This is a genomic window from Paenibacillus plantarum (genome assembly GCF_013141695.1).
Lineage (GTDB): Bacteria > Bacillota > Bacilli > Paenibacillales > NBRC-103111 > Paenibacillus_E > Paenibacillus_E plantarum.
This window is the reverse complement of the sequence record NZ_WHNY01000005.1, coordinates 126,483-139,947: the sequence shown is the minus strand read 5'-3', so window position 1 is coordinate 139,947 and position 13,465 is coordinate 126,483. Positions and strand designations below refer to the sequence as shown.

General features: G+C 45.1%; 14 protein-coding genes. 1 reads left to right on the top strand and 13 read right to left on the bottom strand.

The annotated features are described in order from the left end of the window. Positions 1-3: 3 nt before the first annotated feature. The 12 genes from GC096_RS01925 to GC096_RS01870 all read right to left on the bottom strand — a co-directional run bounded on the left by GC096_RS01925 (position 4) and on the right by GC096_RS01870 (position 11,619). Positions 4-903, bottom strand: coding sequence for a hypothetical protein (locus tag GC096_RS01925; protein ID WP_171628620.1), 900 nt, complete (start codon positions 901-903; stop codon positions 4-6). Positions 904-916: 13 nt separating this feature from the next. Beyond that, complete coding sequence (locus GC096_RS01920) at positions 917-1,849, bottom strand: hypothetical protein (protein WP_171628619.1); 933 nt, start codon at positions 1,847-1,849, stop codon at positions 917-919. Next, complete coding sequence (locus GC096_RS01915) at positions 1,846-3,357, bottom strand: ATPase, T2SS/T4P/T4SS family (protein WP_312886162.1); 1,512 nt, start codon at positions 3,355-3,357, stop codon at positions 1,846-1,848. Before GC096_RS01915 ends, GC096_RS01920 begins: the two co-directional genes overlap by 4 nt. Positions 3,358-3,380: 23 nt before the next feature. Next, entirely contained in the window at positions 3,381-4,616 is a 1,236-nt protein-coding gene (locus tag GC096_RS01910) for a CpaE/TadZ family protein (protein WP_171628618.1), read from the bottom strand. A 33-nt stretch (positions 4,617-4,649) separates the two neighbouring features. Next, the gene (locus GC096_RS01905) at positions 4,650-5,357 is read right to left on the bottom strand and encodes a CpaB family protein (protein ID WP_171628617.1); all 708 of its coding nucleotides are present in this window, start codon (positions 5,355-5,357) and stop codon (positions 4,650-4,652) included. A 187-nt stretch (positions 5,358-5,544) separates the two neighbouring features. Beyond that, the gene (locus GC096_RS01900; RefSeq protein ID WP_171628616.1) at positions 5,545-6,132 is read right to left on the bottom strand and encodes a TetR family transcriptional regulator; all 588 of its coding nucleotides are present in this window, start codon (positions 6,130-6,132) and stop codon (positions 5,545-5,547) included. Between the two features lie 24 nt (positions 6,133-6,156). Beyond that, entirely contained in the window at positions 6,157-7,320 is a 1,164-nt protein-coding gene (locus GC096_RS01895; protein WP_171628615.1) for a YhgE/Pip domain-containing protein, read from the bottom strand. Positions 7,321-7,542: 222 nt separating this feature from the next. Then, positions 7,543-8,304, bottom strand: a complete 762-nt coding sequence (locus tag GC096_RS01890) for a GTP cyclohydrolase II (protein WP_171628614.1) — start codon at positions 8,302-8,304, stop codon at positions 7,543-7,545. A 59-nt stretch (positions 8,305-8,363) separates the two neighbouring features. Beyond that, complete coding sequence (locus GC096_RS01885; protein ID WP_171628613.1) at positions 8,364-9,725, bottom strand: hypothetical protein; 1,362 nt, start codon at positions 9,723-9,725, stop codon at positions 8,364-8,366. Positions 9,726-9,753: 28 nt separating this feature from the next. Further along, positions 9,754-10,524 (bottom strand): DODA-type extradiol aromatic ring-opening family dioxygenase, encoded by a 771-nt coding sequence (locus GC096_RS01880; protein ID WP_171628612.1) that lies wholly within the window; start codon positions 10,522-10,524, stop codon positions 9,754-9,756. 8 nt (positions 10,525-10,532) lie between these two features. Further along, a complete protein-coding gene (locus GC096_RS01875) occupies positions 10,533-11,192 on the bottom strand; it encodes an alpha/beta hydrolase (protein WP_171628611.1) in 660 nt (219 codons plus the stop codon). Between the two features lie 28 nt (positions 11,193-11,220). Continuing rightward, complete coding sequence (locus tag GC096_RS01870; RefSeq protein ID WP_171628610.1) at positions 11,221-11,619, bottom strand: DoxX family protein; 399 nt, start codon at positions 11,617-11,619, stop codon at positions 11,221-11,223. A gap of 146 nt (positions 11,620-11,765) precedes the next feature. Here GC096_RS01870 and GC096_RS01865 point away from each other — a divergent pair, with 146 nt between their 5' ends. Then, positions 11,766-12,317: a helix-turn-helix domain-containing protein gene (locus GC096_RS01865; RefSeq protein WP_171628609.1), complete on the top strand. Its 552-nt coding sequence runs from the start codon at positions 11,766-11,768 to the stop codon at positions 12,315-12,317. 246 nt (positions 12,318-12,563) lie between these two features. Here GC096_RS01865 and GC096_RS01860 read toward each other — a convergent pair whose 3' ends face one another. Further along, positions 12,564-13,433, bottom strand: coding sequence for an alpha/beta hydrolase (locus GC096_RS01860; protein ID WP_171628608.1), 870 nt, complete (start codon positions 13,431-13,433; stop codon positions 12,564-12,566). Positions 13,434-13,465 lie beyond the last annotated feature (32 nt).

The window sequence follows — 13,465 nt, the reverse complement described above, 5'->3', positions numbered from 1 at the left end:
ATGTTAGTTAATTGCATCAAATAATCGTTGTCCTTCGGCGATCCAAGGGTACATAAACACCCGGAACGTATTCAGAATCGGCAGACCTGCAAGGACAAACAGCACATAAGATACCGTTTCCTTCTTGCTGTCGCGAATCAACTCCATCTTTTCTTTGTAATCCTGAATGCGCTGCTTTAGCAGCTCATAATAGCCCCCATGTTCATTCAATCTGAGCGCATTCAGCGTTTCACCAAAGCTATGAGCTTCTTCCGTTCCTAGTCTCTTTTTAAAATGGGAAATCGCTTCTTCAGCCCCTTGATACCATTCATTGAGCAGCAGCTGAACATGAGCTCGAGTCGATGTCGTCTGACCGACACATAAAGACAATTTGTCATGCAAATTTAATTTTGAATCATTATAGTACAAGAGCTGTCGACTGATCGCATAAATATCCCGCACGATGCGCTGAGATCGCTTTTCTTTGAGCTGTGCAAGCACTTTGCCATCCCATATAAGAAAAATCGACACGACTGCCGCACCAACTAACACATACGCAGGCTGCATATGCACAGTGATCCAAGGACGCTCGAAAGCCGCATATCCCATACAGCCTACCAACATTGTTCCTGCTAAAAGTAATCTTCTCGCACCCTCATACAGGTTCGCATTCAGCCAAATTCCGCATCCCAACAACAATTGGCGCTTCGCCTCCACCGCTTTCGTGCTCATCCCAAGCATTTTATATAACCAAGGCGGTATTTGAAACTCTCTTAGCGCACTTTTTACCCGTAAAGATCGCCATCTTCTCTTTCGTACTGGCATGTACCTTAACCCCTGGTAAATCATGATCATAAAAAGTATAAATAAGAGAAAACGCGAAGCGTATTGCAGCATCAACAGCTGGGTATTGACCATAACCATAGCATTCACCTCCTCACATTCTTCGCATAGACAAGTAGATTCCCATCAGAAACGATACAAAAATCAATATAAGTGCATCCAAAATCATATTTCGACCAGCAGGATCAATCACATAATATAAATAGGCGTTATCCGCATTTATCTTAAAGTTAATCCACATGAATAAGACCATAAATCCGATTGGTGTAAAATTGGCAATGCGAATTTCCAATAGTCGATTTCTTTCCATCTGATCAAAACGCTGTGCTTTCCGCATGTCGGTGATCAGTTCCTTCAAGCTATCTCCGACAAAGCTCCCCTCCTTCAAGGCCACTCGCATGATTCCTGTAAAATAGTCCGCCCAGATGTGCCCCAGCGTTAGGTTGAAAATGCGCAAGCTTTCCTCGGTATCCCTTTGCGTCATTAAATGACGATATAATTGCTCGAAAACAGGCTTAATCGGGTACAAAATACGATTTTCCTCTATACAATACTTCAGTGCAATTTTCATATTTTGATTAGGGTCCATCATATAAGACTGGAAAAACACCTCAACAGCAGGAAGAAACTCTAGTCTCGTTCGCAAACGGACGCTTACCAGCTTCACCCGAAGCAGCAAATACGGCAGCGAAGCACCAATCAAGGTCATAATAAGTGCGCCTTTGAAGGATTGAAAAAAAACGCCACCAACCAACAAACCGAATAACAACCCAATTAGACTGATCGTCAGCATGGCTTGCATGCTTAGTCTAGATTCGACGGATTCCAGCAACTCCTTCATATGCTTGTAAAGCCAGCTAAATGTCTCCAAATAAGTGGAGATTCTCGCACTAACGGTGGCATTTCTTACATAGTGCAGCCTGATCCTAGCCTTGCGTTGTCTAATAAGCAGCTCTAACAGAGCACGAAAACCGACATAAATGAGCACAAATAACAACAAGAGAAAGACATATTTGGCGACAATCACGGTTCAAAACCGCCTTCTTTCCCTTCATAATCAAGAAATCCGTGCTCCCTCAACAGCGAATACTGTCTACGATCTCCCTTCCTTATTTTTCGCGATGCATGAAGCGACAATTTCCCGGGAAATGTCCATTTGCCTGTCGAGTTGTCATAAAGTGCTAAATCCGTGACGAATACGCATTCATTTTCATAGCGATATTCGACGATTCGCACAATCTTTCTTTTCCCGTAAACAACCTGCATTTCAATGCCGATATGTGTCACAAATTCCGTAATCCTTTTCGTCAAACGCTTCGAATCCATCCCTCTGCCATCCAGCATGCACATGTCAGTAATCGCATCCGGTACATCTTCCAGTTCACTCACATGGACCGTCGTCAAACTGCCCTCATGGCCACGTGTACAAGCACGAACATATAAATTGGCATCTTCATCCCTAATTTCTGCGTGACAGATGCGCTTTGGAGACTGCCTCAATGCCAGTTTAAAAGCCTGTAAACCCGAATGCCTCGGATCTTCTTCGTCAATTTCGTATTCGACGATATTTTTATGGGGAAAATCTCGCTTTAAATTCAACTCGAATCGGGATTCAATCGTGATAATTCGTTCGTTATCGTCCATTTCGGCAATGAGCGCCTTGATCAGATTAGTTTTTCCGGAGTTTGTCGGTCCAATGACGACCAAATTGAAATACGTGTGGATGAAACAACGAAGTAACACTTCCATGCGGGAATCCATCGTGGCCAAATCTGGGGAAGTAAGCGATGCTAGATCAAATCTTTTTACCGTATAAAAGCGTATCGTTAAGGTGGGTTCCGCTGTAAATCCAAAACCAGTCATGGTCACACGCGATCCATCCTGCAGAACAACCTCCGCCCAACGCTTTCTAGGATTGAGGGTATCGTGGTTGAATAACACTAAATTTTGTTGAATTCGCTCTAATTCTCGGATGGATGGAAGCTCGTAAGATGACGGTGTCGCCATTCCTCCACGCACTTCAAAAATCTGCCTCCCCACAACCTGAATCTCTTCCAATCCTTCCTTCTGTTTGAGGACGAGTTCAAGGACATTTAAGCCAATAATTTCGGCAAAAATCGCTTCAGGAAGCGTCGTATACCCACTAGTTCGAGGCGGAATGTCCGAAAGTCTCCTTTTCGACACGAGATCATGAATAATGGCTAGCAGCTTGCCACGATCCTCTTCATAGCCTAGAATTGCGCGATTTAGCGTCTCGTTATACAGCTGTTTTTCAGTCTCTGATCTACCTTTCAAGGCAACCAGCTCACTGCGAATCTCTTGCACCCATTGCTGGAAAAAAGCTTCCTCACCTGTACCCGCTTGATCCTGAACGCTGCCATTTCCACGCACTCCGTTAGCCTGTTCGACCATTCTATCGCCCAAATCACTAGCGTCAGCTGTGTGTATTGTCGGGTAGCGACCCAATCCCAACACAGCCTCTTCCGTCCTACGTTCATGCATGTAGGTAATCATCGAAAACCTTTTCCCACTCACTCCCTTACCCTCCTGATCATGATTTAGCTGACCGCGCGTTTGCCGGCAATGAGCTTTTGGAACCATGTTTCCTCACGCACACTCGTCTTCTGAGACAGCTTGTAAAAATCAGCAAGTTTCCGCGCTACTGCCTTCACCTCATGATGCATGGGATGGGTCGGGCTTAACAGTTCCATCAGCTTGCCTTGGTTGCAACGCGCGAGCGCATCCCCGTGTCGACTGACATGTCCAATTAAATGAAGCTGCGTTTCTTTGCGAATATCTTTGAGCGTGAACTCGCTTTGCTTCGCATGCCGATCCGTTTGTACGGCCATAAGCTCAAAAGCATCTGGCTGCAAGCCGAATACAGATCCAACCTGCCTAATCCACCTCGAGAAATCCTCCTGAAAATGTGAAATATCCCCTGTCGTGACGACAATTTTGCTATCAGCTTCCAGCAGCCCGCTTACGGTCGCTGCATTATCCCAATACGCGCTAACTTCAATGATACAGATGTCAAAAGCGCCTCGCGCCACACGCAGCAAATGAATGATTTCTGATGGCGTGAAGAATTCCGCCTGTTCACGCAGCATATTGCCATAAAGAACATGTAGGCCATGTGCCTCTTTCGGCTTATCACAAACGTGGAGCAACCTTTCTGGCGTTAAGCTTTGAGCCTTCAGTTCCGCCCTCAATCCATCTAACGTAAAAAGGTACTCTTCACGCCCCAAATACCGATGGAGCTTTGAACTTTTGAGATTTAAACAGAGATAACCTACCTTCTTTGAAGTCTCCATCGCTAACATACAGGCAACTCCATAAGAAGCCAGTGTCGTACCAATATTCGGTGTAGAGCCAACGAACGTAATTAATTTACCAGAAAGCGCCTGATTCAATTGTCCCCCGTTTGACCCATCAACCCAGGCGCGGATTTCATCCGCAATCACAGCCGTACTGCGCCCTGGAAGGATATAATCCAACTTCATCAGCTTACACATTTTCACATACTTCTCGTTGATTGAGGCATCGTGATAATTTGAAAGCATCACAATGATTTTCATCGTTGGCTCTTGCCCTTGCATGACTTCAAGGAACTCCTCCAGCTCCCCGTACGAGAGCTCCCGATCCGAAAGGATGACATGGGAGTACGACTGCTCCAATGATTTAGACTGTAAATCATTCGCCTCCGTAAATATTCGCCACCCGAACGGTTTGGCATACACCACATTCGTTAGCTCATCTATTAATCGCTGATCTTTCGACACCAGTCCGATTTGCACTTGGTTTCACCTCTCTTTTTGCCAAACTTCATGTTACTCTTGGACTTGAATTGACGTGGAACTAAAAGCAATGACCAGCTTAGCCTTCTTTCCTGAGCATAATTGATCAATCTGGAGCCACTCATTTTCCGTCAAATTCAAATTGATCTGATCTATAGCACCATTAGCTTCCAGTCTGGAGGTATACATCTTCTGCTCATCTCCCTGAGCCTTGGATAGCAAATTGGAGTTCTTCGGATTGTCTACCTCGACATTAGCGGATGACTTCACAGAAGCCACCGTAATTTCTTTGTCACCGAACAACCTGCGTGAACTGCCATCGCTCCCTGACACGTACATACGAACACGATCTCCCGCACGAATACCATTCGAAACCGTAAGCAGATACTCTTTGGGAATTTGAAAAGTGGCCTGTTGCTCATTAGGAAGGAGATGATAACGATTCAACTTCCACTTCAGAATAGGCTCCTGTGTGCCTAAAGGAATCATGGATTCCTGCCCAATAACATCTGTAAGCTTGGTCATCATACTCGATGTGTAACTGCCTTTCTGAATCGCCTTGAACTCGACCATATCTTCATGAATAAACTGACCCGCTCGAACAAAATCCTTCGGCACCACAACCTGAACCGTCTGCTGCAGCTCGACCTGATTCACTTGCAACACATATACCCCGTATACGAGCAATCCAGCCAGCAATGCTGCAATCACACTAATCAGCAGGCTTCTCCTGCGATTCAATTAATCACCTCCTTCCGCCCACCTACAAACACAACGAAAAAACGCAAACCCCGGAGAATTCATCTCCGACATTTGCGTTCTTCGCAAATCAAACTATATGATCATCAGTTCGAAACAATACACTAAAAGTATCACATAAACTTCCAAATTTCAACATCTATTTACATTATCAAATGAAAGCGCTCTGCTATTTGTTATACCCGAGCGCGCGCATGATGAATGCCGTCGTTTGCCCAATCAGCGTCTCCATGTCTGGACGTTCCTCTGTAAACATCGGTTCGAAGAACTCTCGTTGCTTGTAAAAAAACATAGCTCCCAACACAAACATGAGCGTACTATCCAGCCCTTCAAACTCATAGAGTCCCTCTTGTCTACCCTTGTCCAATAAATCACGAACCTTTTTCCACAGTGGGAAAACAAGCTCCCTCATTTTATCCACTCGCGGTGTAATCGTGATAATCTCCATTTGAATCAAGCTAATCAGCTGCGGATCTTCGTTTCGGATTTTGACAACTTCTCTAATCACCTGTTGGATGCCAGCAAGTGGATCTTCCACTTCATAAAACTCAGTTAGTTTAATAATAGGAAAAAACTGCTTAAATATTTCATGGAAAACGCTCTCTTTTCCACCAAAATAATAGGAAACCAGGGCCACATTGGCCCCGGCCTCCTCACATATTTGACGTACGCTAGTCGCATCATATCCATGCTGTGCAAACAGCTTTTTCGCGGCCAATAGAATTTTCATTTTCATATCTGACTCTTGATGAACCATGCCTAGCGCCCTCCTAATTCTAAGTTAAGCGTTTGATGGAACACGACCTACCGCTGGAGCTGTCTTTACTTTTTTCGCAAATACAACCACCATATCAATAACAAGTGCCACCGCGGCAATCACGAATAAAAAGCCAACTTCGCTGCCAACACCAGGTCCACCGAACAAAATATTCATCAACCCGTTCACTGCATACGTTGCTGGGAAGAAATTACTGATCGAATGATAGAAATCTGACAGAAGCTCTCTCGGTACAATCGCACCGGATGAGACCAACTGCAGGGATAACATAGCAATGTTAAATAGCATACCTGCGTTCCCAAACAAAGTCAAAAACATTTGAGCAACCAGAGCAAACGTTAATAAGAACAACGATTCAAAGCCCCAAAGAGCAACAAATCCTTTATCTACATGCCCACCCAACGAAACAACCATGATGGCACTGATGAGTCCAACGACAATCGCAGCAACCACCGTAATCCCAATACGTGCAGCCATTTTTTGTGTTTTAGTCAGAGAAGCACCTAGAAGATTTGTCGTTACACTGAAGTTCATCCCCATAATCATCGTACCCACGATGGAAGCTAGCACAAGCATCATAGGCAGCATTTGATTCGGCATATCCTTTACTTTATTGGTGCTTTGGATATCTGAACTCACTTTACTCGCTAACCCTTGTGCAATCTGAGTCGCTTGCTCAGCTGGAAGTTGAGGGTTCATCTGTGTCAAAACAGCCGATGCCCCTGCGGCTACTGCTTCTTTATTTACCGTTGCTGTAATATTCCCTGCCACAGCCTGCATGATCGACTTCGTCATCGACGGATTTGACTCATTAACCGTATAGATGATTGGTGCAGTCTGTCCTGGCGTTTGTAATTTTTTCGAAAAATCCGGCGAAATGTGCATAACCATTTGCACTTCACGCAGGTTTAGCTTGTTCTGAGCTTCTTCATTTGACGCGATAACCTCCGTTTGGAAAGGGAGATTGCTTTGCAGGTTTTGAACAATTTTGCCACCCATAGCTTGATCTTCATTTACGATCGCAATCTTCAAATTCTTCGTATTATCCGAAACTCCCGAATACCCGGTCATCCATATGATGCTAAACAGCAACTGAAACGTAATCGCTGTAATAATCCCTACCTTGGTTGTTGCAGGCTTCAAAAAAGCCGCTATTGACGATCCCATTTGTACCACTCCTTTTATTAAACAATCATTTAAAACAACTGTTTAAATAATACGGGAGGAAGGATTTTTTGTCAACTGATTAAAAACGGCTACTTCTTCTGCTTGCTGCTGCTAGTCTAACGACAAAAAGAATGATCCTCCTTCGATTTGAGGGGGATCATTCTTTTTGTGTTTGAGCAATGACAGATCCAACAAACATATTCGGAATTGTCTAACCTGTGGTCAGTCATTATTACAACAGCCTTCGTCTCCATTCAAGTGCCCGGACCGATCGATTTTCGTTTTCAAATACTTCTCGTTATACTCGGAGACATCTCCCCAAAGCTGCACGCGATCCTCTACATCCAGACCCGCTTTACTAAGCGCATCTAATTTTTTGGGATTATTTGTGATCAGAGTGACCGGCTTCGTTCGAAGTGCTTTTAACACCTTAATAGCGTCGCTATAATCACGTGAATCATCCACAAAACCAAGCTGAAGATTGGCATCCACGGTATCATATCCGTTTTCTTGTAAAATATAGGCAAGCGCTTTGCTGAAGAGCCCGATACCTCGTCCTTCATGATTAGCCAGATAAAATAACGCGCCGCTTCCATGATCGGCAATATGTTTCAACGACTGATGAAGCTGATATCCACAGTCACATCGCTTACTGCCAAAAATATCTCCGGTATGACAGATGGAGTGAAACCGAATCAAGGCATGATCTGAATGTTGAAAATCTCCATGAACAAGTACACTCGATTGTTGATATTCCGCTAAATTAGCAGCAGATAATTTGGCGACAATACGCTCAAAGTCTTCCGTCACTTCATTGCAATTGAGCCAGCAGTACCAATTAAACTGGATGGTCTCCCCAAATAAGTTAACCGGCAGCTTAATGGGTCCGACAAGATATACCGCCCCTTCGCCCTTTTTGATCAGTTTTATTTTCTCTTGTAGAAGTGAAATCACTTTAGGATCAAATCTTTGAGCCACTGGCATGGATACTTCTCCTTTTCAATTTGCAATTGGGATTTCCGACACATGATCATCTATCTTTCTTAATTCCCTAACACAACCATCAAATAAATAATGAGCACGATTGCCATACAGCCTGCGAATTTGTAATTTGGCGCAGCCACCTCAAACACCGGCTTCTTAAACAAACCCGCCAGTAAATTGTTCACGGCCGAGGCTGGTGATATGGGATTGGACAAGCTCCAGCTTCCGAGCAGCAGCACTCCGAAATACAACGGACTTATCTGCACGCTCACCGGATCAATGCCGCCTGCAAGAATGGTTACCGGCACAATCGGGTGAAGACCAATTAACGATGATCCCGCAATGAGAACAACCGTGAATAGCGAGAATGTTATGGTTACCGACAGTGGTATTTGCTCGAGCATTGCCGGAATTGAGGAGCCGAAACGGGTTGCGCCAATTGAGCCGCTGAAAAAGCCGGCAGCCAAAAATAGTGTGATTTCCTTCTGCAAGGCGGGTAGCGTAACGGTAATATGATTCTTCAACCCTTGTCTGTATACGGGCATCGCTCCCTTAGCCATGCACCAAATTAGCGGAAATAATACCGCTGCCATACAAATTAACAACACCATTGGCAACTGGACTAACCGTTCCAATATCAATATGGCAATTATTGCGGATATTAAATATATGCCAAGCCCTTTCGGAAACACCGCACTACCCTGCTTCTCAGCCATTTCCTGTTGAGGTGGCTCCGTTTCAGCCGCCCGTAGCTCTCGGAAATCGACCGCCAAACTTACGACAAGACTTAGGACAGCTAAACCGAGCATATAAGGAAGAACGGAAGACCAAGACAACTCAAGCGCCGATGTCACAAGCGTCATCGCAGCAAAATACGGTGACCATAGTATCGCCCCCGCGAATCCCCTGTTTAATGCATTGGTAAGCAGCCGAGACATACCGGGTTGCGGCTTAACAAAAACCATTTGATATACGACAGGAATCGAACCGACGTTGATAAACACACCCATAATTTGTGTAAGAAACTGCGTTCCTATGAATAAAGCTGCTTTGCTGCGAAAATTTTCTTCGTAGAAACGCTTCAGCGCTTCGACGTATTCGGGAATCCGGACTGGAATCCCGAACAACGGCGCGAATAGAAAAAGCGTTACGATCGTCACGTTGATTCCCGCTGACTCAAACCAAACAGAAGTCTCCACTTTTTGAAACAACATGAGGAGAATTCCGACAACCATAAAGGATACTGTAAGCCAGAAAGTTACCCCCTTAAGATTCGGCAACAATAGTGCGATTGCCAAAAAGACAAGGCTTCCCAGCACAGGAGTTAGCATCTCCAGTTGCGTCAGTTGCTGAACAATATAAACCGCGGCAATGGAGAAAATAATCATCCTCTCCATTGCCGCTTTGCCTGCGGATTTCATCCGATCCGGCCTCTTTCATTTAGCTTCATTAGCTAAATTGCCAACAGCTTAAGCTTAGGTTGCCGTATTGGTAACTGCGATGAAGCAGCTTTGCCTGACGATTGGAGTCCCCGGATCCCATTGCAAGTAACAGCGGAATAAAATGTTCGCTCGTTGGCACGGCTGCTTGGGCATTGGGAGCTAGCTCTTGATATTGAAATAACGCTTCTGTATCCCATGACTCAAGCTTATTCTGAAGCCAGTTATCGAACTGCTCAGCCCAATCGTCGTTTCCTTCAGACTGCCAATTCAATCTTCTTAAATTATGAACGGTTCCTCCGCTTCCAATAATGAGAACATCTTGTTCCCTAAGTTCCCCCAGCGCTTTGCCGATCTGATACTGCTGCTCGTTACTCAGATGACGATTCACGGATAAAGCGACAACCGGGATATCCGCCTCCGGATACAGCAGCTTCAAAACCGCCCAAGCTCCGTGATCAAGTCCTCTACTCTCATTGAGAACACTCTGAATGCCTTGTTTTTCAAACAGCGCTCGAACATGCTCGCTTAGTGAACGATCGCTTTTAGCCGGGTAGGTCATCGTATAAAGTTCATCCTGAAACCCGCCAAAATCATAGATGGTTTCATACGTCTCAGCAGCGCTGACCGCCTGTACCGACTCTTCCCAGTGAGCGCTAAAGAGCACGATTGCTTTCGGTCTAGGGTTATTGTCCTTAAATTTTTTAAGCAATTGTGTATATTCGTTATCCTCAAGCACGATCGACGGTGCGCCATGCGCGAAAAAATAGGAAGGCATCATATCGCTTCTCACTCCTTAGTTGTAGTCAAACCAGTATCTTGCATAAGCCAATTCAGAAAATCAATTTGGTTCTCTTCCGAAACGCCGTGGTCGGTAGGATATAGATTAAATGTTAGGCGCGGCGCTAGATTCTTGAAATATGACGCCGTCTCATGACCGATCCGAACTGGGAATACGGAATCATACTCGCCATGTGAAATAAATACCGATACATCCTTCACACTTCGGAGCGGATACTCTGTCTTCACAAAGTCAGGAACGTACCCGTTCAGGGAAACAATTCCCTTCAGCTCCTCTCCCATCGTAAGTGCTAGTGTCATCGACAGGATCGCGCCTTGGCTAAAGCCCAGTAGATAGCGTTTGCCTGGATCAATCGGATACTTTTCTGTCGCATAATAAATGAAAGCTTCGAGTTGTTTTGCCGCTTCATCAAACATCTCACGGATGGGATTGCCTAGGCTTTTCAAATCATAATACTGATATCCTGAGCCAAGTAGTAGGTTGCCACGGATACCAATGATGATGAAATCATCTGCCAACGGAGCGACCAGACCGAACATATTTTTTTCATTGGAGCCTTTGCCATGCAGGGTAAAGACGACTGGATATTTCTTGTCCGGGTCCATATTGAGCGGTAAATGAATGTCATATTGATAAAATGGTTTCATAATGATTCCCCTTAATTGTAAGTTATGCTCAGCGTTTGTTCATAATAAGACGGTCGACTGAGAGCGTCGATTGCTCACCAACAACCAGATACAACAAAACCAACATAAATCCAAGATCCAATTCATAACCAGCCATTTGCCCATCTCCCAGAAGTCCTACCGAAAGCTTCGTTGTTACAATTGCACCCATTAACATAATTACAAACAAGCCAGATACATAACGAGTAAACAATCCCACAATCAGCATAATACCGCCGACAAGTTCAAGTATTGCTACGAAATAAGCTACAAATCCCGGTATACCGATCGAGCTAAACCACGCCTCAACATTGCTGAGTCCCATTTGAAGTTTGTCGATTCCATGCATTATAAATATGATTCCTATCACCACACGCATAATGATTGAAATAACTGCTGTTTTCGTCATTCGTAATCTCCCCTTCATAAAATATTAGTAATAAAGAAATAAAGTTTATATAACTAATTTAATGCAGAATTCATTGACTTGTCAATACGAAAATTGCTAATATGAAATTATAATTCTTATTACTAATATTTAAGGAGTGCATTAGGATGGATATCGGCTCAACTATTCGAGCGATTCGGAAGAGAAAAAATATCACCATCGCTCAAATTTGCGAAGAAACCGGCTTGTCCCAAGGCTTCATGAGTCAGGTTGAAACTAATAAAACTTCCCCCTCTATAGCAACGTTGGAACATATAGCGCAGGCTTTGAATGTGCCATTAGCTTATTTGCTTCTAAAGAAAGAAGATCGAATGAATATTGTTCGAAAGAATGAACGAAGAACCACAACAAGCGGCTCCGAATTTCTGAAGGTGGAGCACCTGAGCTCTACGAAAAACGTTAGAATGATGCTTGTAGAGCTCCCCCCCGGAGCCTCTACAGGAGATACACCTCATGCACATGAAGGTGAAGAGGTCCATTTAGTTATTAAAGGCAGCATTTACGCAGAGCAGGGAGAGGATGGGGCTGAATTCGGAGAGGGCGATTCGTTCAGTTGGAACGCATGCACACCCCATTTGGTAAGAAATATAGGGGAAGAGACGGCAATCGTACTTATATCGATCTATACAGAAAGTGATAGCGGACGAGATCTTATATAAAAGTGTAAACTAAAAAAACGCCATTATTTGAGCACAAGCGGCCAAATTGAGGGCGTTTTTTGCCCCAACTGCAAGGAAATGCTTCAAAGTACCCTCTGCAATAATGTGATACCTTCCAGAATAACAATTAAAACGGGATCCGCAGCTGCAGATCCCGTTTTAATTCATTGAGCTATCGCTCCTGTGTTAGTTTAGTCTTCAAATTTTTTAATATAATTAAGTTGGTTTTCACCTTTCCTACACGGCTTACAGAACGGGAGCCGGCAAATAGTCATATCGAGTTAAAAATTGGTCAATGCGGGCAATGACTTTCAGCACTTCCTTCTCTTCCGTCTTGTAATCGAAAAGGACGAACGCATGGGCTAGATGAGGATACAGCACGAGTTCAGCCTCGTTGCCCGCCTCTGTATACGCTTCGTAGAAGCGTACCGCCTCCTCGGGCACGACGGTTACGTCCAGCAAGCCTTGCATAATCAGCATCGGCGGCTGGCCTGCGCTCACGTGATTCAGCGGAGACAGCGCCTTTGCCTGCTCGTGGCGTATCATCCAGGCCCGCACCGGGTCTCCACCGACTTTCTCAACATCGACAACTGGTACTGCCGCTTTCCAACGGCCAGTAAAATCGACGATGCCATTGCAGTTCACGACAGCATTTGCCATTGCTGTTACGGAAGTATCTTCACCGGGGGCATCATAGCAATCAATCGTGGCGAGGCTCAACGCCAGATGGCCGCCGGCGGAGTCGCCGACAACCGCGATTCGGTTTGGATTAATACCAAGTTCAGCCGCATGGAGGCGTATAAAGCGCATTGCCGAGCGACAATCTTCGATGCACGTTTCTACGCCATGCGCCTTTCCCGACTCCACATCATGTCCTTCATTCGTCATGAGCCGGTATTCAACGCTAAACGTCACCGCGCCGCGTGCTGCAAACAAACGGCAATGGCGCAGCAGCATTTCCGGCCGTCCCCCCCGCCAGCCACCGCCGTGAATCCAGACGACGGCTGACCTTGCGTCAGCAGCGCTCCACTCGTCCGGCCGGCATACCAACAGCCGAAGCTGATACCCAGCCGCTTCTTTATAAACAATCGTTTCATATGGGGAGCCCATATCCATGGATGTTAGCTCATCTCCTTTTCCACCGCCTA

Coding starts and splice junctions, on each gene's coding strand:
- GC096_RS01925 (WP_171628620.1), bottom strand. CDS start 903: ATGGTTATGGTCAATACCCAGCTGTTGATGCTGCAATACGCTTCGCGT.
- GC096_RS01900 (WP_171628616.1), bottom strand. CDS start 6,132: ATGGTTCATCAAGAGTCAGATATGAAAATGAAAATTCTATTGGCCGCG.
- GC096_RS01895 (WP_171628615.1), bottom strand. CDS start 7,320: ATGGGATCGTCAATAGCGGCTTTTTTGAAGCCTGCAACAACCAAGGTA.
- GC096_RS01890 (WP_171628614.1), bottom strand. CDS start 8,304: ATGCCAGTGGCTCAAAGATTTGATCCTAAAGTGATTTCACTTCTACAA.
- GC096_RS01885 (WP_171628613.1), bottom strand. CDS start 9,725: ATGAAATCCGCAGGCAAAGCGGCAATGGAGAGGATGATTATTTTCTCC.
- GC096_RS01880 (WP_171628612.1), bottom strand. CDS start 10,524: ATGATGCCTTCCTATTTTTTCGCGCATGGCGCACCGTCGATCGTGCTT.
- GC096_RS01875 (WP_171628611.1), bottom strand. CDS start 11,192: ATGAAACCATTTTATCAATATGACATTCATTTACCGCTCAATATGGAC.
- GC096_RS01870 (WP_171628610.1), bottom strand. CDS start 11,619: ATGACGAAAACAGCAGTTATTTCAATCATTATGCGTGTGGTGATAGGA.
- GC096_RS01865 (WP_171628609.1), top strand. CDS start 11,766: ATGGATATCGGCTCAACTATTCGAGCGATTCGGAAGAGAAAAAATATC.
- GC096_RS01860 (WP_171628608.1), bottom strand. CDS start 13,433: ATGGATATGGGCTCCCCATATGAAACGATTGTTTATAAAGAAGCGGCT.